A 19,455-nucleotide genomic window follows, 5' to 3' on the forward strand; every position below is an offset into this window, starting at 1 on the left:
AAAATATATCGGACTTGCTCGCGCAAATGTCCGTGAATGGCAGGTGTAAGATGAGAGCTGTCGATATTATTCAGAAAAAAAGAGATGGTGGAGAGCTGAGTCGTGAGGAAATTTCTTTTCTAATTCAGGGCTATAGTAAAGGTGAAGTTCCTGATTATCAACTTTCCGCTTGGGCCATGGCAGTTTATTTTCAAGGTATGAACGCACGGGAGACCGGTGATCTAACGATGGAAATGGCGATGTCCGGTGATCAAGTGGATCTGAGCCCAATCGCAGGCATTAAGGTTGATAAGCACTCCACAGGTGGAGTGGGCGATAAAACAACCGTAGTACTGGCACCGTTGGTAGCTTCTGCTGGAGTACCGGTAGCGAAGATGTCCGGCCGCGGACTTGGGCACACTGGAGGCACGCTCGATAAGCTGGAGTCAATCAGCGGTTTCTCTATCGAGATGGCTCGTGAGCGTTTCTTTGACCAAGTAGGGGAAATCGGAGCTGCCGTGATCGGCCAGTCGGGCAACATTACACCCGCAGACAAAAAGCTGTATGCTCTTCGGGATGTAACCGCAACTGTTGAATCCATCCCTCTTATCGCAAGCTCAGTGATGAGCAAGAAGATTGCAGCAGGTGCAGACGCCATTGTGCTGGATGTCAAAACCGGCAGCGGTGCTTTTATGAAGACGCTTGATGATTCTATTGCGCTTGCTCAAGCCATGGTTGACATCGGCACACATCTGGGTCGCAACACAGTCGCTATCATCAGCGACATGGATCAACCACTCGGATACGGAATTGGCAATGCGCTCGAGATCAAGGAAGGAATCGAGACCTTAAAGGGTCACGGACCGAAGGATCTGCAGGAGGTCTGTCTTATTCTGGGTAGCCAGATGCTTGTACTTGGTGGCAAAGCCAAGGACGAAGCAGAGGCCCGCTCGATTCTTATGACACATATTGAAGATGGCACAGCGCTGGAGAAATTCAAACAGATCGTGAGTGCACAAGGTGGAGATGTTTCGCAAATCGATGATCCGGAGAAACTCCCTGCTGCCAAACGATTCATTGAAGTGAAAGCGAAAACTAAGGGTTTCATTGAGGGGATTCAAGCAGAAGAAATCGGCATTGCTGCTATGCTGCTTGGTGCAGGACGTGAAACTAAGGAATCTGTAATAGATTTGGCTGTAGGTATTCAACTCTCTAAAAAAGTTGGAGATGCTGTAGAGATTGGGGATACACTTGCAGTATTGCATATCAATGATGCCAGTGATAAGAAAGTAGAGGAAGCTGAGGGCAAGGTGCTGGAAGCTTACCGTATTACTTCTGAATCGGTTCCTCCGTTACCACTGGTATTCGCACTTGTTACGAAGGATGGGGTAACACGGTACTAGCCAAGGTAATATAATTATTGTCATGATGAAGGCCGCAAACAGACATCAGAGCAGCGATCTCCCAGTACGGGACGATCGCTGCTCTGCGTTTTTATTCCTTCGCGTAACATTTACAAAAGATTATCGATTTTTTTAAAAATCTGGGAAGCCCCGTTACTTGTATTACTCATTACTACTACAGTCTCACCACTAGCCGGATAAATAGCCGATCGGAAGGAAACACCGGGATCGTAGCCCATAATGTGGAACTTCAACACTTCTCCTTCTCGGAGGCTGATCCATACACCATAACCATAATATCCTTCACCATCCACATGCATGTGGGGAGTAAGCAACAATGATGTGAGTGCTGGACTCAATAGTGTATGGTTCATTAGTCCGTTCCAGAATAGCTGCATGTCGGGAGCGGTTACAAATGCTCCACCATCAGCGCCTCCTTTTACCGGGATTGAATAGATGTTGGTTCTCCAGCTGCCGTTCTCTTCCTCTATGTATCCAAGTGCACAGTTGGCAGGTAGGGCATCTAATGTAAAATAACCGGATTGCTCCATCCCGCAAGGCTTAAAGATGTGAAGCTCCACATAATCGGAAAAGGACATTCCGCTCAATTCCTCCACCAGAAGGCCTAGCACGATATAGCCCGCATTGTTGTAGTGGAAACGTTCGCCAGGGGTCCACATCATGGGGAGGTTTCGGAACATCGATACAAAGTCTTCAAGATGCCGTAAAGTGTACATAGGCTGTGCTTTCCACAGTTCTTCGAAATCATCCATGATTGTCTCATCAAAATAGTCTGGAATACCAGAACTGTGCGTGAGCAGCTGATGTACGGTGATCTCAGGACTAAAGAGAGGGAAATCTACCTTTTGCAGATAATCTAATAGTCTACTTTCGAAAGAAATCAATCCCTGTTGGACAAGTTGGCAGACGGCAATGGCCGTAAAGATTTTACATCCGGAAGCAATCCCGAACCGAGTATGAACATTGTTTTCGCGCTTATCCGATTTATTGGCATAACCGTAACAGCTGCTGGTGATTTCTTTACCATGTTGTTTTACCTGTACGACACCAGAGAAATTATTCTGTTTAGCTTCTGCTTCAATACAATCCGCAAGGTGATTCATCTGTATATACACTCCTCTATAGCAAGTTAGGTTCTTAAATAGCATTCGTTAAAACCTTTCATTTTCCTTTAAAAGGGCTTGAGCGAATACGAAAAAAATGGAAATACTTAAAATTTGAAATAATATTTAATCTCCCCTATAATAAAAATGCTCTGCAACTGCTGCTGGGCTTTTTTTAATTGATAACTTCTTTACTTCTTGTGATAAATAATTGTGGTTATTTGCTTAATAATGGAATAATTTTCACCCTTTCTGACGAAACTGAAACACAGTACCTGTGATATGAAGGTTAACGTTCAGGAGGGGAACCATTGTGAGAAAAATGCGTTTTGCTGTGCTTGTGCTCTGTATCGTTGTGTCGGTTCTAGGGCCGGTGTCAGGTGCTTATGCTGAGGAAAAAAGCAAGGATACTGGCAGTAATACTGCCGCTGTAGATCTTGCGCCTGGTGCGCGTTCCGCGATTTTGATGGATGCAGGCACCGGCACTATTATTTATGAAAAGAACAGCCATGATAAGCTGCCTCCCGCAAGTATTACGAAGATTATGACGATGCTGCTTACGGTGGAAGCGCTGGATGAAGGAAGGCTGCAACTGACGGACAAGGTGCGCACGAGTGAATATGCCGCATCGATGGGCGGATCGCAAATTTTCCTGGAGCCTGGTGAAGAAATGACGGTGGACGAGATGCTGAAAGGCATCGCTATGGCCTCCGGTAATGATGCATCTGTGGCGATGGCAGAGAAAATAGCTGGTTCGGAGAGTGCTTTTGTCGATCTGATGAATAAACGTGCAGAGGAGCTGGGTCTAAAAGATACCCATTTTGCCAATTGCAACGGTCTTCCAGCCGCCAATCACTATTCCTCAGCTTACGATATTGCGGTCATCAGTCGGGAACTTTTGAAGCATGATCAAATTATCAAATATACCGGTTCCTATCAGGATTACTTACGTAAGGATTCAACCAAACCGTTCTGGTTGGTGAACACGAACAAGCTGGTGCGTTTCTACACTGGCGCTGATGGACTGAAGACAGGGTATACAGCTGAGGCTAAATTCTGTCTGTCCGCTACAGCAGCAAGAGATGGATTACGTGCTGTCGCTGTTGTGCTAGGCGAGCCGAACACGAAGACACGCAATAGTGAAGTGTCTGGCATGTTCGATTACCTGTTCTCGCAGTATAAAGTACACACGATCCACAAAGAAGGGGATGCTATTGGCACCCTGAAGATTGAAAAGGGTGTAAAATCCGAGCTGCCGATAACGGCGAAAGAGACTTACAGTGTTCTTTTGAAAAAAGGTGTGGCTCAAGAAGGCATTCGCCACGAACTAGTATTGCCGGAAAGCGTGAAGGCTCCAGTGGCTGAAGGTCAATCTGTGGGCAAGCTGGTTGTGTACCAAGGAACCCAAGTGATAAAGGAATATGAATTAAAAGCAGGGGAAGCTGTGCCGAAAGCAGGCTGGTGGAAGCTCTTTAAGCGCACAACTGGCTCGATGTTCGGCGTAGATTAAAAACAGTTTTTTTGTAGATTACCCCCATGTACTCTGTAGATTCATAGGGGTTTTCTTCTAGTTTTGTCGTGAGGCAGGATTCCTGATTTGCCGCGTAGAAAACCTTGTCCTGAAGGGAATAGGTACTGTCTTTCAAGGTCAGTTTTCAAAGCAACGAAGAGGAGAGTGGCAAACATGAATTCTCATGTGGAGATGGAGCATCACAGGGGTGTGTTGATTGTCCGATTATCAGGGGAGCTGGATCATCACGCAGCCGATTTTGTAAGAATGGATCTGGATGAAGCGATTATGCGTGGTCAGGTGTCGCATTTGGTTCTTAGTCTTAAGCATCTGCAGTTTATGGACAGTTCAGGCCTAGGCGTGATTCTGGGAAGGTATAAACTGATCCACAGTAAAGGTGGAAAAATGGTTGTGTGTGATGCAACGGCACCTGTGAAGCGGCTGCTGGAAATGTCAGGCCTGTTCAAAATCATGCCCCTATATGACGACGAGAGTACTGCACTCTCGGATTTGGAGGTTGCGTTATGACAAATAGTAAGGCTGGTAACTTCATGAATGTGCAGTTCGCTGCACGCTCGGAGAACGAATCGTTCGCACGTGTAGTCGTAGCGGCGTTCGTTTCCCGGCTTGATCCTACGATGGACGAGCTGAATGATCTGAAGACAGTCGTGTCGGAAGCGGTCACCAACTGTATTATTCATGGGTATGATAGTGATCCGGAAGGTATTGTGACCATTTCGGCATCACTGGACAACGAAACGGTACATCTAACCATTGAGGATCAAGGACGGGGCATTGAGGACTTGGAGCTGGCGCAACAGCCGCTGTATACCTCTAAGCCAGAGCTGGAGCGGTCGGGCATGGGCTTTACTATTATGGAGAATTTCATGGATGAATTTGAAGTCACTAGTGAACCGGGACACGGTACTTCTATCTCAATGAAGAAAACCATCGTCTCGAAAAAAGCTTTATACAATTAGGGGTTGGAGCCATGGATGCAGAGTCAAAAAAAGCTCCGCCGACCTATTTGGACGATGCGGAGGTCAAACGTCTTATCGCGCTCAGTCAGGCCGGAGATAGTCTTGCCCGCGACACGCTTGTAAGCTGTAATATCCGACTGGTCTGGTCGGTAGTGCAACGGTTTATGAACCGCGGGTATGAGCCTGACGATTTGTTCCAGATCGGTTGCATTGGACTCCTGAAGTCCGTTGATAAATTTGACCTCAGCTATGAGGTCAAGTTCTCCACTTATGCGGTGCCGATGATTATCGGTGAGATTCAGCGTTTCCTTCGTGACGATGGCACCTTAAAGGTCAGTCGTTCCCTTAAGGAAATGGCGAATAAAGTTCGTAAGATGAAGGATGAAATGTCTAAGACGCTTGATCGTCTGCCTACGATTGGTGAAGTTGCAGAAGCTCTAGGGGTTACGCCCGAAGAAGTGGTATTCGCGCAAGAAGCCAATAAGCCACCGACCTCAATCCATGAGACGGTGTTCGAGAATGATGGAGATCCGATCACGCTGATTGATCAAATTGCTGACGAATCACAGGAGCGTTGGTTCGACAAGCTGGCATTAAATGAAGCTATCGGAGGCCTCAGTGAACGTGAGCGTCTAATTGTCTATCTTCGCTACTATCGTGATCAAACGCAGTCGGAGGTTGCCAGTCGTCTAGGGATCTCTCAAGTACAGGTATCCCGGCTGGAGAAGAAAATATTGCAGAATATCCGTGAGCAGATTGCTCAGTAGGATAAAGATATTTATGTAAAGACGCTTGTAAAATAGCGAACTAGAACAAAAAGCCGCCCCGAAAAGGGGGGGCTTTTTATGTGGAGGTGATCTCAATATGCATTCACTCGGGGACGAGAATGTGATCACATGGTCTATGGATATGGAAGAGAATCTGCTGACGATGTCGAATATTTTAGAGGAATGGGTTGGTTGCACAAGTAAGACTGTACCGCTCAGCCCTATTTTTTTGCGGGAACTTGTGTATGTAGTGGATCTTGATCGATATGATGCCTACATGGAAAGATTAACTGCTGGTCATATCAGTAGTCTTGAATATCGGATGCAGCTACCTGCTGCTGGACTGAAGTGGGTTCAAAGTATCGGCACTCCAATTCTAAATAAGGAGAACAAGGTCTGCCGAATAGATGGAGTTATGCTGGACATTACTGATCAAAAAACAGCGCAAATTCAATTACTAAGCACCTTTTCCTTATATCAACAGATGTTCTCTAACCTTGATGTGGCGATTTGGTCATACGATTATGTAGCAAAGAAAGTGTTGTTTATATCGGATGCTGTTCTCAATATTACCGGTTATTCCGTTGAACAGGCGAAAGAGGATGATTTTTGGTTCCGTATTGCTCATAAGGAAGAAAACCCTTTGATTCAAGAGATCATATCTTCGGTTGGACAAGGGATTCCGCAACTAAGTGAGTATCGAATCATCCACGCAAGTGGTGAGCCTCGATGGTTACAGGTCAGAATTATACCCAGTCTGGATGAATCCCAAGCGGTGGTTCGGCTTGACGGGATCTTGGCAGATATCACGGAAAGAAAGTTAATGAAGGAGGCTTTACTCAAAAGTGAACAACGCTATAAATCCTTATTCGAATATAACTCAGATGTCGTATGCGAGGTGAATTTGCAAGGTAATATTTTGTCTATCAACTCTGCGGCAGAGCAAATTACTGGAGAAGCTCTAAGTATGCTCGGAGATAACTTGTCGATCAGGAATCTGTTTGGTGTAGAGAATATATCAAAGATGTCGGATTCTTTTGAAAAAACAATACTGGGATCTGCTCAGCACTATGTTGTAACATCTTCCCGTGAGGATGGATCAGAGAGTCACTGGATTATGAAGAATATCCCGATTTATGTGAATAGTCGTATTGTGGGTGCTTTTGTGGTTGCTAAAGATATAACATCAACAGTAGAAGTAGAACATAGGCTGGCACAGCGTGAAGCAGAGTACAGACTTATTATTAATAACATGAAGGATATGATGGGGGTTCTGGATCAGAAAGGGAATTTTATTGTAGCCTCTCCCTCCTGTGAGACCCTAATCGGCATTCCTGTAGGTTTAATCAAGGACACTACCATCCTAGAGTATATCGATCCAGATGAGCAAGATAGCTTGCGTGAACAAATATCAAATATTTTTCGGACAAAAGCAAGTAAGATGTTTTACAATCGTTTTATTCACACAAAAGGTTATATCTTAAATTTAGAATGTCTTGCTACTCCCGTTCTAGGTGAGGATGGAGAGGTAATGAGTATCGTAATTGTAGCAAGAGACATTACTAAGAGAGTCCAAATGGAAAAAGAATTAAGGGAGAGCGAGGAATTCAATCAGCAGCTGATCAAGATGTCGCCTGAAGCGGTCGTTCTGCATAGCGATTATAAGTTTGTTTATGTAAACTTCTCCTGTCTTGGATTATTTGGAGTTAGCGATGAGAGTCAATTGATCGGTAAAAATATTTTCAATTGGGCGCATCCGAAGTATCTGCCGCTGGCGAAAGAACGCATGCGCGAGATCTATAAAGAACCCTATAAGATCTTAGCTCCTATTGAACAAAAGGTCGTACGTTCAGATGGAACGATTATCGATGTAGAGGTAACAGCTAGCTCCATTTTGTACAAGGGAAGAGTCGCATGTATCTCTATATTTAGGGATATAAGTGATCGAAAAAAAGCAGATGCGGACAGAGAACATACAGAGCAGATTATTCGAGAGAGTGAGGAACGGTATTTTCGCCTGCAAACGAGTCTCGATCAGTTCTCCCAAGATCTTTTTGGTGTGATGAAGATTAGTCATATGGAACAGCGGTTACTTAGAGAAGTCAGAGAAACTCTGCAGATAACAAATATAAAATTTATCGCAGTTGAATCTAACCATGATAAATTATGTGAAATTATCGAGACGGAGCAAGGGTATTCACTCAAGATCGGGGAGTCCAGAGGAAAAAGCTACTTGCTATCGATTAACGAGAAGACGCTTTTACTAGAAATCGGTTCTATTCGAGTGTGGCTGGAGACGATTACCCGGTATGTCAGTGTTCTCTTTGATCACTTTTTGCTTATCGAAGATTTAACGAAGGATCTTGAGCTGGCTGCTTCTATGCAGGTGGCCCCTACATGGCTTCTCCGCTTTATGTTTAATTTATCCGAGAATGAGCGAAAAAGACTTGCTCAGGACTTACACGACTCAGCGCTTCAAGAACAGATTATCTGGTATCGTAAGCTGGATCTTCTTTTAGGTGAAAAGTCCATCAATAGGGAACTTAGAGAACAGCTAGAACAGATTGCAGAAGGATTACTGGATGTCATCTATCAGCTGCGGATTATTTGTAACGAGCTTAGACCTCCTGCATTAATCAATGAGGGTCTTATCTCCTCACTGGAGACGTTGTTTGAATTTACGCAACTACGTACCAACTATCAGATTTATTTCGAATCTGAAGCATTTACACATAAGTTAGATGATGAAGTGCTTATAGGACTTTACCGTATTGTGCAAGAGCTTCTAGCTAATGCAGCAAAGCATTCTTTTGCGACAGAAGTCTACATCACCTTAGCCAGTGAAGGGGGGCATATTCATTTGGATTATGAAGATAACGGAATTGGAATGAGCCTTTTTGGAGAGGATTCTCTTACAAGTATGGGGATTTACGGGATGAAAGAAAGGGTTCGAAGTATGGATGGGACGATAGTATTCCACTCGCCAGAGAAAAAGGGATTATCGGTCAATATATCTATACCTGCAGAGTAATCATGCGGCATAACAATTGGATAGAGGGGTAATCAGAGGCATGATTCGAATATTGTTAGTGGATGATCATCCATCTGTTATGGAAGGGACTAGAATGATATTAGAGCAAGAGGGGGATATGAAGGTTACTCTAGCTAATTCAGCGTCTGAGGTGCTTGAAATGATGAGTAGTCATTCCTTTGACGTAATGTTATTTGATCTTCATATCGCGGATGTGAATGGGATTGATTTGGCGAAGCAAGTATTAACAATGAACGCAGATGCGATTATCATAATTTATACCGGATATGAATTTACCAACAAATTTAACCTGATGATCGAATCGGGGATATTTGGGTTTATCTCCAAAACGACCAATAGAGAGCAGTTGATTACAGCGGTACGCTGTGCATTAAGAGGAGAAGTCATTCTACCGCGGACCTTAGTCAAGCAGTTAAGAAAAGTACCGCCTAAAGGATTAGAAATCAATGATGAACAAGCGGTCTCCATGATTAGCAAAAGGGAACATGAAATGCTAACGGAAATCGCAAAAGGAAAAAGTAATAAAGAAATAGCGGAGATTGTGCTGATGAGTCAGCGATCTCTCGAATATAGTTTAACGAATTTGTTCCAAAAGCTAGATGTGAAGTCTAGAATTGAAGCAGCTATAAAAGCTAAACGCCTCGGAATATTGAAGGAATCAGATTTTACTAATTCATTGTGAAAATACGTTACAACCCTATAGATTTAAATCCCGTTCACTGGATGGTGAGACGGGATTTTTTGTTTTGCGCTTCTTTGCGGGGATGCGCAATAATTTTGCGTGATCACGCCATTTTTTTTCGGTTACCATATTCTGCTTACAGTTTATGATGAAATAGTTCCTAAGAATTACTAAAAATTGACTAACGTAATGAGGTGCAGAAGGGTGAAATGGTTTTATAATTTGAGAACAGCAGTGAAGCTAATCTCAGCATTTGTGTTAGTATCAGTCATATTATGCTTTGTAGGATTCTACGGAATAAGCAATTTGAGTAAGATGAATGAGTCCATCGAGGATATGTATAATAATCGCTTAACACCGATTGCCTATCTCGGTGAAGCAAATGAACTATTTTTAACGAATAGAATAAACATTCGAGATATTAATACGATGGCCAAAACCGAGGTGGAGAAAAAAGAGTATCGAGATAAAATACATAAGAATGTCCAAAGCATTGAAGATATCATGAATAAATATAGTAAGACAAAGTTGAGAGAAGAAGAATTAAAGAAGATGAAGACTTATCCTGAGATCTGGCAAAGCTATATCACCAGCGTGGATCATGCGATTGAAGTGGATAAAAAAAATATTAGTAATGAAGAGTATACGAATTATTTGCTAACAGGAGATTTACAGCTGGCTACTACGGAGGTGACGGATTTCCTGCAAGGTTTAATTGATATCAATATGAAGCAGGCTCAGGGATCCAGTGATAGCGCTAATAAACTATATCAATCCTCTCGGTTGATTACCTTTAGTGTTACGATTATTGCACTTCTGATCAGCGTGGGTTTTGGTTATTTAATCTCTCAAATTATCGCACGGCCTCTAAATCAAGTGATGCGCCTGTTAGGTAAAGTAGCCAATGGAGACTTAAGCGAAACATCGAATTTGAATTCCAAGGATGAGATCGGAAAACTCGCAAATTCAGTGAATGAAATGGTTTTGAACTTAAGGCGCACTGTAGGGGGGATTTTGTCCTCTGCGGAAAGTGTCTCGGCTGCTGCGCAACAGATATCAGCCAGTACAGAGGAAGTGGCTAGCAGCAGTATGAGTCAAGCCACTGCAGCACAAACGATGAATGAGCTGTTTCGGGAATTGTCTGAAGCGATTAATTCAGTAGCCCAGAGTGCAGAGCATGCTTCAGAGCTGTCAGATCAAACCATGCGTATCGCTCAGGACGGTGGTACAGTGGTTACCGACTCCATACAAGGGATGACGTTACTTAATAACCAAATGTCCAGACTAGAAGAAGGCTCTGATAAAATTGGAGAGATTATAGCAGTCATTGATGATATTGCAAAACAGACAAATTTACTGTCCTTAAACGCAGCTATAGAAGCGGCTCGTGCAGGTGAACAAGGCCGAGGTTTTGCCGTTGTTGCAGATGAGGTAAGGAAGTTAGCAGAGCGGAGCAGTGAGGCTACGAAACAAGTCACGAACATAATTAAAGAAATGCAGAAAAATACACACCAAAGTGTGAATGCGGTAGTCGAAGGCGTAGCTTTTTCACAAAAAAATGGGGAAGCCTTTGATCATATTCTCTCTATGGTGAACGATACCGCTCATAAAGTAACAGAAATCGCTGCTGCTAGTGAAGAACAGGCCGCGCAATCATCAGAGGTGTTGTACTCGATCGAGAGTATATCGGCAGCAACGGAAGAAATGGCGGCAAGTAGTAGTGAAACGGCAACAACGGCTAATGCATTAGCACAGCTTGCTGAGGAACTGAATGCTCTAGTATCTATTTTTAAAGTTAAATAAACCGTGTCATGGGGATCATCATTGATAGGAGAGGAGAAGTAGTGCAAAAGTTAAAGGTGCTCGTTGTAGCTACTTCAGTAATGATGCGTAGACAGATCTCGAACCTTATTGCCGAGGATTCAATTATCGAGGTCATTGGAGCAGCTCGAAATGCATCCGAAGCGGTTAGCATGGTTCAAGAACTCAGGCCTGATGTCGTGACGATTGATATAGAAGTGCCGGAATTGAATAGTTTAGTAGTACTTTCTAGCATTATGTCACAGCGCCCAACGCCTATCCTTATCCTGAGCTCAGGGACGAAGGATGGTATAACAGCAACAATCACAGGTCTACAGAACGGAGCAGTGGATTTCATATCCAAGCCTACTCAGTCCCATGGACCTGATTTATCCCAAATAAGAGACGAGCTAATATTCAAAATTAAACAAGTTGCCCAAATCCCATTGAGAACCCTCATCCTTAACAATATAACGGTCTCCAAAGTGATTGCAGGACAACAGGTAGATGATAGCTCTAATACAGGATGTATGGAAGAAGTGGATCAAATCGTGGCTATAGGATGTGGAGTAGGTGGCCCGAAGGCGCTTGAAATCGTAATTAGCTCGCTTCCGGCGAACTTCCCATACCCCTTGCTAATCGTTCAGCATATGCCGTCCAAGTACACGAAAGTATTGGCGGAACGATTGAATCGGTTCTCAAGTGTAAGGGTGCTTGAGGCGAAAGATGATCAGTTAGTACTCGGCGGAACAGCATATATCGCACCAGGTAATTGTCATATGACTGTAGTTCAGCAAGGGCAAGCATGTAAAATCAAACTTCACAGGAAAGCTCTAGTAAACGGGAACCGTCCATCCATTGATGTATTGTTCAAATCGATCTCTGGATTAAAAAGCTTGAAGCAGCACTTGATCCTGATGACCGGAATGGGAAACGATGGGGCGAGAGGGATGTTCTACGCCAGACAAGCTGGCGCTCGATCTACTCTTGTAGAATCACAAGAGACTTCGATTGTAAATGAAATGCCTGAAGCGGCGTTGGCGCTAGGGTGTGTGGATCATGTGGTTCCTTCGCATTTGTTAGCCTCGAAGATTATGGAGGTTACAGGGGAGCTAGCAAACAAATTCGATAAATAAATCATTCCAGTAGGCGTTGGTAGGGGGAAACTCCACCAACGCTTTTTTTATATAAACCTAGGTATCATCCCGAGTGAAGACAAATTCTATGGATCTATTTCATGTTGACACTATCAAATGATAACGATTATCATTTGAGTTGTGAACGGCTTTATTTGTATTGGATGAAATCACTGCCTTCGAAGATCCATAGAAAGAGGAGAAATTAGATACTTCATCTTATACAAAGGGCGAAGAAGGAGAGGCTTCCGATGACTTTAAATATATTGAATATGGAGATCCATGATCTTTTTGATCAATTTACAGAACAGATAGAAGGGCGTGTTGTACAGAACCAATGGGAACAACGGCTTACTATACCTTCACATATTGGTAAGGGAAGCGTCACTCGTACGCGTATTCGTCCAGGTATGGAGATCATGTATACGGACATAACGTACGAACAAGATATGAAGCTCCACATTCAAGAAGCTTGTCCGTTATTCGAACTAAGCTATAACATAAGCGGAGAAATCTATTGCGAATGGAACGGTAAGGAAAGTCATACGGATAAACAAACGGGCAATGTCCTTTTTCTAGAAGATGTTCAGGTGTATGAAGAGAAAAAGGCAGGTGTCCCCAATCAATTGTTAGAAATACGGCTAGCTCCTAGCGAACTGCTATATTATGCCGGAGATCTATCGGAGAGACACCAAATGGAGACATGGCTTACACATCATCGAGGAAATATTGATCGTTTTCCTGATACTGCAGCGATCCGAAAATGTGTCTCTGAAATGATACATTGTACTTATCATGGAACATTGAGACGATTATATATGGAGAGTAAAGCGCTTGAATTTATCGCTATGTTTGGCGAGTCTGATAGTTACGGTTCTTTGAGCGGAAACATGACGCTCCGGCTTGATGATATTACAAATCTGAAGCGGGTACATGAGTTGGTGCAAATCCATTTCGAACAACCGCTATCTATACGTGAGTTGGCTAAACGGGTAGGCATTAACGAATTCAAGCTAAAAAAGGGCTTCCGTGAGTTATTTGGCATGACGATCTTCGAGCTTGTACGTATAAAGCGGATGGAGAAAGCGCTTTGGTATATGGAGGTAGAAGGTTTGAATATAGGAAAAACAGCCGTTTCGGTCGGATATAGTAATGTCAGCAATTTCACGACAACCTTTCGTAAGCATTATGGCTGCAATCCAAGCGAATACTTAAAACGTATCGAACAACAGACTTTGGAGCGAAATAGGATCTAGAAGGATTTGTACTTACAGATGGCTTCAAGCAGTAGAACATAGGGTTCGGAACCGAACGCTATATTCTGCCTGCTTGAGGTTTTTTTGTTTGCTCCCTTATCAAGGAGTAAACCTCCCTTAACAGGTAGAGAAAAAGACCGTACTAAATGATAATCATTACCATAGATTTCATGAAGAGGTGGTAATACAATGCAACAAGTTGATTCGCGCCGATGGTATGCACTAGGAGTTATTTTACTTCCAACATTACTTATTTCATTAAATACTTACATGATTCAAGTCGCCCTTCCATTAATGCAAAATGACTTGAATGCAAGCTTCTCTGAAGCACAGCTTATCGTCACCGGATTTTCGCTAGGATTAGCTGTGGCGTTGATTATTAGTGGAAAGCTTGGGGATATATACGGCAGAAGACGAATGCTGATTATCGGAGTGAGTGGATTTACGATTATGGCAGTGTTGGGTGGTTTGACCTCAGATCCGGCGCTTCTGATTGTTATTCGCATCGTGCAAGGTATGGCAGCTGCGCTTATCCAGCCTCAGGTCTTGTCTACACTTCAGGTCAGCTATCTGCCCAAGGAAAAGGGGCTTGTTTTCGGTATTTATGGTGCAATGATTGGCATTGGATTCGCTTTCGGATTCATTCTCGGAGGAACTATTGTGAATTGGAATCCGTTCGATCTCGGTTGGCGAACGGTATTTTTTTTCAATGTGCCATTCGGACTTCTCGTCCTGCTGTTAATGCCGATTGTTCCTGAAACACGGGCCGAGCAGACGCACAGTATTGATTGGACGGGAAGCATCCTACTGCTGACCGGTTTGTTCCTGCTGATCTATCCGTTATCAGAGGGACAAAAACAAGGGTGGCCATTGTGGATCTCAGGCTGTCTAATTATAGCTTTATTCATGTTGTTTACTTTTATCTGGGTTGAAAATCGGAAAGGAAAGCAGGGGAATTGTCCATTAGTCGATTTGTATATTTTCAGACATCGAACATTTAGTGTAGGTCTGGCGACCGTGCTTGTCCTTTACCTAGGCATGTTCTCCTTCTTTTTTGTTTTAAGCTACTATATGCAATTTGGCGTGCACTATAATGTTCAAGATACGAGTTTGGTTTTTTTGGCTATAGGTATAGGCTTTTTTCTGACTTCCCTGATATCGTCTCGAATGGTCAGAAGATGGAGGATGAGTGTACTCAAAATAGGTGCACTGATGATGGGATGCTCTAGTTTATTGCTTATATGGGAGCTAAATGTGGATGCGACGCATCTGCTGGGCGTACGAAATATTTTAATATTATTGATATATGGCTTCGGTCTCGGCATGGCAACTACACCACTAGTCAACGTCACGCTTAGTTCAGTACCTGCAAGGATTACGGGCACAGGATCAGGTTTGATCACTACATTTATGTATTTAGCAAATTCGTTAGGGGTGGCTCTAATCGGTATTTTGTTCTCCTCTTCACTAAAGCATTCTCTTTTGGAAGCAGATTTAGCGGATTATGTAAGGGCGTTTTCGATCTCCTTAACGGCTATTGGAGGACTTGCTTTTACTGGTTTCGTTTGTCTTTGTTTCATGCGAGAGAGGAAATGATAGAAGAGGTATCCTATTTTTTGTGCTGTGAGCAATCTAACAAACGAACTCCATTCTTAGCTTTATAGTAATAGCGAGTGATTGAATTCCATTTAATGTTAATCCACTCCAAGCTATGAAGAGGAAGGTGCGAGCATGCCCATTCTAGAGGTAGAGAGTCTCTCTAAAGAATATAAAGGCAAGGGCAAAATGAATGTATTTCAGGCGCTAAACGGGATAAACCTGAGTGTGGATAGCGGTGAGCTTGTAGCGATTATGGGACCTTCGGGGAGCGGTAAAACGACGCTGTTAAACATCCTTAGCGGGATCGACACGGAATATAGTGGGGTAGTCCGGATTGCAGGGACTAGTATAAGCGAGATGTCTAAGAATGAGCTTGCACTGTTTCGCCGGCAGAGAATGGGGTTCGTTTTTCAAGATTACAATCTGCTGGATAGCCTGACCCTACGGGAAAATATAATGGTGCCCATGGTGCTGGATGACCAAGAGGTGGAAGACATCAATAGCAGGACGGATGAGACGTTGTCTCTATTTGATCTGGGTGAGGTGAAGGACAAATATCCGTATATGGTTTCAGGAGGACAGCAACAACGAGCCGCGATTAGCAGAGCGATCATTAATGGTCCGGAGGTGATTTTTGCTGATGAGCCAACTGGGAATTTGGATTCCAAATCCTCAAGTACAGTGATGAAGACCTTCGCTAAGCTGAATGCTTTGAAAGGAGCAACGATTGTGATGGTCACACATGATCCTTTTGCGGCCAGCTATTGTAATCGCGTGCTTTTTATCAAGGATGGGAAGATGCTATTAGAGATTACTAGGGAAAATAAAGAGCGGAGAGCATTTTTTGATAGGATTCTGGAGAATCTGGCCTTCATTGGAGGGGGAGAAGATGACCTTTAGGAGAATGGCTTTTCAGATTTTCAAGGCGAACCTTAGAAGGTATTTGTTATTTTTCCTATGCAGCAGCTTTACGATTATGGTCTTTTTCGCCTTTTACTCCCTGTATACGAACCCTGATTTTAATGACCCCTATCAAGTGAACGGGATGGTGTCCGGTAATTTATATGCTCCTTTCTTGGTTATGAGAGTGTTTGCTGTTCTATTTATTGTATATGCTCAAATGGCCTTTTTGAAATTTAGAAAAAGCGACTTCGGTCTATTAATGGTTCTTGGAATGACGAGTCACAATATCCGTAAAATCATTTTGTTAGAAAATAGCATGATTGCATTAGCTTCGATTCTCACGGGTTTAGGTGCAGGGACGGTTTTCTCAGGTCTTTTTTTCTTCATCATCTCGTTGTTTGTTGATATTGGGAACAGTGCTTTTTCACTTACGCTGGATAGTTATCTGTATACAATTAAATTCTTTGGGGTTATTTACATAGCTGTGATTGGAATCCATTTATTATTAACGCTAAGATACAACATTGTACGCCTTCTACAAGAATCCAGAACCGCAGAGCGTAGCTTTCTTCATGGGAAGTTCACTGGGGTCTTCGGAGTCATCCTACTAGGGATCTCCGTTTTTGATATGATCATTCATTACAACCCTGATGATGCCCGTATGATGTTAATCAATCTTGGAGTAAGTATGGTGGGTGTCTATTTGCTGCTGTCAGGTCTTTGTGACTGGATGAAGCTCATTTTTTTGAGATCAACGAAAGCTTATCATAAGCATTTAATGTTTAGCTCTGATTTGAACTATACTCTTGGGCGCTCCAAAATAGTGCTTTCTCTCATCACCTTCCTCGTCTTCATCACGGTTTTTCTAAGTGGCATTATCTTTTATATTACCTGGAATGCTGAGGCTATTCCTGTTAAAAACAATCCATATGATATTGCCTATTCAGAAGTATTCGGGAAAAATAGCATCTCACCAAAGACATTAAGCGAGATCACGGATCATGGCGCCACACCGCTGCTTTCACACCAAAAGCTGGAGTATATCGACTTGTTCAATTTCAAAGTATTTTTGGACCAGAATATAAACACATTGATCGGCAGTGATTATCATGTGGAGAAAGATCACTTTCTTAATCTGGCTATAGTTGCACAAGGAGAAGAGTGGAAGAATCAAAGACCGGAAATGCCCACCTTTGATCTGAAGCTTTCTTCCGGGAAGCATACGCTGTACTCACAAGGTATCCTATTTAACATGGTATTTAATCCTGTGCCAAATCTCATGAATGGTCTTCATGTCATTGTAAACGAAGAGGATTATATGGCGCTGAAAGCGGAAAATAAAAATGCGATCGGTAATCTTCAGCTCCTGAATTTTAAGGATTGGAAAAAAACTGCGGATATAGATGCTAAGCTTAATTCCGCTTTAGCCAAATATAACAAAGACAATACAGAGTCCTGGTATGGCAATGAGCGGCAAGAGGCCCTCGTATTCTCCACGAAATCTAGAATAAGTGAGTATTTACAGTTGAAGGAGTCTGGTAGATTTGGAATCTTCGTCATTACCTTCGTGGGTCTAATATTTTTTGGTGCCTCTTGTATAGTGCTGCATTTCAGTATCCAGACCGATTTAGAGCGAGAGAAGATCAAATTCGGGAAGTTGAATAAGATTGGAATTACTTCTAAGGAAGTAGCGCAAATGATAGGCGGTCCTTTTAAAGTGTTGTTTTTTCTCCCTTATATACTAGGAATTGCGCTGGCTACTGTGTATATTATTAGTTCTTCACGATTTGAAATGTCCGTAGCTCTGGGGCCGTTTTGGTTTTGTTTGTTAGTAGGAGGGGCCTATCTTTTATTTCAAGTGCTCTTTTATTATCTATATACCAGAATATACACTCGCAAGATGCTGGCTCATATCCAACTACTCAAAATTCCCTTAACAGAACAAGATTCGACACCCATTTACATTGAAATATGATAGTGTATATTATACAAAACTGTAGGGGGATTCCGTTTGAAGAATATTTTATCCAGAATTGCAGTGGCATTGTTGATCTTGACCCTAATTGCTATTGTCACTTGCTTTTATATTGGTGAATTCACCTATGCGTATTTATTGATTTTGGTACTGTTTTTCGTCTTTGCGGGTATGGGCCAGCTCTACAAGCTTAAGAATGATGAGTATATGTACAAAAAATTAAACAAAAGCGATCAGTACGAGAATTACACTAGATGATATTCATTGCATAACCCAAACACCCCACTTTAGGCGATATCTAATAAGTGGGGTGTTTCTTTGTGTCTCTACTCTTATTTCTTACCGTTGGCTCAAATTATCTATTGATGGATCGGGCCATTCTAATATAAGTGTGCCTTTTTCCTCTAATAGCAATGCTATAATCCATAATATTCTCAGGATTAGCCGTTTTATAACCTGCATCGCCAATATGATGCATGTCTGTTCCAGTCATTTTGCACATGAGGGCGATTTGTTTTATCGTGTCAGAGTCAGCATCTTCTTGAGAGGTGCCTATGGCCGTCAGGGTTAAAGCTCCAAGACTATGTGCATATGTAACTAACTCTTTAATGTATTCCATGGTAATACCTGGAACTGTTCCTGGTGCAGGCATTAATATAATATTGGCACCTGCTTCAACAAATTCCTTGATATCAGCTTTGGTGATTATATTTTCACCCGCTTCCTTGAGTGATCCAGATGCATGCATTTTGCCAGCAACTAGAATTATTTCATTTCCCAAAATAGCATTTATCCCTTTCAAGGAACTTGTAATTGCCTTATTAGAAACTCCCGTACCAGGATTACCCGTTAAAATAATCATATCTGCTCCTAGTTCATAAGCAGTTTTAGCCGTATCCGTAGTAGCAAGTCTCCCTTGTGATATCGCTGTGAATCCACCTATAATTTCTTGATCATGATCTACCGGCTCTAAATTAATCCCGATCAACCTTCCAGTCAATCTTTTAATCTCTTTAATTATATTTTGTTTTTCAACATTTGGGATTCCATTAAATATAGGCTCATAAACGTCGAACATATTTAACAGTAAAATATCTGCACCAAAGGCTGAAGCAAGTTCCGCATTACTAACCGCATGCAGTGTAGGATTATACAATCCAATGATTTCAGATACTAAGACTCTACCTTCACTAGCAACAATAGAATCTAATATATCTATTTTTTTCATTTCTACAAAATCTGAAGCGTTACAATCTAATATACGTTTTGTCATAATATTCCCTCCAATA

At 42.5% G+C, this 19,455-nt stretch carries 16 protein-coding genes; 14 read left to right on the forward strand and 2 right to left on the reverse strand.

What is annotated here, in order from left to right:
• Positions 1-50 precede the first annotated feature (50 nt).
• Entirely contained in the window at positions 51-1,382 is a 1,332-nt protein-coding gene (locus tag UQ64_RS06285; RefSeq protein ID WP_060622630.1) for a pyrimidine-nucleoside phosphorylase, read from the forward strand.
• A gap of 110 nt (positions 1,383-1,492) precedes the next feature.
• Here the strand turns inward: UQ64_RS06285 and UQ64_RS06290 are convergent, their stop codons facing one another.
• The gene (locus UQ64_RS06290; RefSeq protein WP_060622631.1) at positions 1,493-2,506 is read right to left on the reverse strand and encodes a serine hydrolase domain-containing protein; all 1,014 of its coding nucleotides are present in this window, start codon (positions 2,504-2,506) and stop codon (positions 1,493-1,495) included.
• A gap of 322 nt (positions 2,507-2,828) precedes the next feature.
• On the opposite strand from UQ64_RS06290, the gene UQ64_RS06295 reads away from it, so the two are divergent.
• The 13 genes from UQ64_RS06295 (at position 2,829) to UQ64_RS06355 (ending at position 18,424) form a co-directional block, all read left to right on the forward strand.
• Positions 2,829-4,016: a D-alanyl-D-alanine carboxypeptidase family protein gene (locus UQ64_RS06295; RefSeq protein WP_060623242.1), complete on the forward strand. Its 1,188-nt coding sequence runs from the start codon at positions 2,829-2,831 to the stop codon at positions 4,014-4,016.
• Between the two features lie 174 nt (positions 4,017-4,190).
• Positions 4,191-4,544: an anti-sigma F factor antagonist gene (gene spoIIAA, locus UQ64_RS06300; RefSeq protein WP_060622632.1), complete on the forward strand. Its 354-nt coding sequence runs from the start codon at positions 4,191-4,193 to the stop codon at positions 4,542-4,544.
• On the forward strand, positions 4,541-4,996 hold the full coding sequence (gene spoIIAB / locus UQ64_RS06305) for an anti-sigma F factor (protein ID WP_042129726.1): 456 nt from the start codon (positions 4,541-4,543) through the stop codon (positions 4,994-4,996). The genes spoIIAA and spoIIAB overlap by 4 nt, the downstream gene beginning before the upstream one ends.
• An 11-nt stretch (positions 4,997-5,007) precedes the next feature.
• A complete protein-coding gene (gene sigF, locus UQ64_RS06310) occupies positions 5,008-5,763 on the forward strand; it encodes an RNA polymerase sporulation sigma factor SigF (RefSeq protein WP_042129724.1) in 756 nt (251 codons plus the stop codon).
• A 97-nt stretch (positions 5,764-5,860) separates the two neighbouring features.
• On the forward strand, positions 5,861-8,794 hold the full coding sequence (locus UQ64_RS06315; RefSeq protein WP_060622633.1) for a sensor histidine kinase: 2,934 nt from the start codon (positions 5,861-5,863) through the stop codon (positions 8,792-8,794).
• A gap of 40 nt (positions 8,795-8,834) precedes the next feature.
• On the forward strand, positions 8,835-9,497 hold the full coding sequence (locus UQ64_RS06320; protein ID WP_060622634.1) for a response regulator transcription factor: 663 nt from the start codon (positions 8,835-8,837) through the stop codon (positions 9,495-9,497).
• A gap of 204 nt (positions 9,498-9,701) precedes the next feature.
• Positions 9,702-11,300: a methyl-accepting chemotaxis protein gene (locus UQ64_RS06325; RefSeq protein WP_060622635.1), complete on the forward strand. Its 1,599-nt coding sequence runs from the start codon at positions 9,702-9,704 to the stop codon at positions 11,298-11,300.
• 41 nt (positions 11,301-11,341) lie between these two features.
• Positions 11,342-12,433 carry a chemotaxis-specific protein-glutamate methyltransferase CheB gene (cheB, locus tag UQ64_RS06330; RefSeq protein ID WP_060622636.1) on the forward strand — a complete coding sequence of 364 codons (1,092 nt, stop codon included), beginning with the start codon at positions 11,342-11,344 and terminating at the stop codon, positions 12,431-12,433.
• A 251-nt stretch (positions 12,434-12,684) separates the two neighbouring features.
• Positions 12,685-13,689 carry a helix-turn-helix transcriptional regulator gene (locus UQ64_RS06335; protein ID WP_060622637.1) on the forward strand — a complete coding sequence of 335 codons (1,005 nt, stop codon included), beginning with the start codon at positions 12,685-12,687 and terminating at the stop codon, positions 13,687-13,689.
• Positions 13,690-13,878: 189 nt separating this feature from the next.
• Positions 13,879-15,285, forward strand: coding sequence for an MFS transporter (locus UQ64_RS06340; RefSeq protein WP_060622638.1), 1,407 nt, complete (start codon positions 13,879-13,881; stop codon positions 15,283-15,285).
• A 135-nt stretch (positions 15,286-15,420) separates the two neighbouring features.
• Positions 15,421-16,188, forward strand: coding sequence for an ABC transporter ATP-binding protein (locus UQ64_RS06345; protein ID WP_060622639.1), 768 nt, complete (start codon positions 15,421-15,423; stop codon positions 16,186-16,188).
• Positions 16,178-18,166, forward strand: coding sequence for an FtsX-like permease family protein (locus UQ64_RS06350; protein WP_060622640.1), 1,989 nt, complete (start codon positions 16,178-16,180; stop codon positions 18,164-18,166). Before UQ64_RS06345 ends, UQ64_RS06350 begins: the two co-directional genes overlap by 11 nt.
• 36 nt (positions 18,167-18,202) lie before the next feature.
• A complete protein-coding gene (locus UQ64_RS06355) occupies positions 18,203-18,424 on the forward strand; it encodes a hypothetical protein (protein WP_060622641.1) in 222 nt (73 codons plus the stop codon).
• 97 nt (positions 18,425-18,521) lie between these two features.
• On the opposite strand, the gene UQ64_RS06360 is transcribed toward UQ64_RS06355, so the two are convergent.
• A complete protein-coding gene (locus UQ64_RS06360) occupies positions 18,522-19,439 on the reverse strand; it encodes a DUF7916 family protein (RefSeq protein WP_060622642.1) in 918 nt (305 codons plus the stop codon).
• Between the last annotated feature and the right edge of the window lie 16 nt (positions 19,440-19,455).

Source organism: Paenibacillus etheri (assembly GCF_001012825.1).
GTDB classification, from domain to species: domain Bacteria; phylum Bacillota; class Bacilli; order Paenibacillales; family Paenibacillaceae; genus Paenibacillus_AQ; species Paenibacillus_AQ etheri.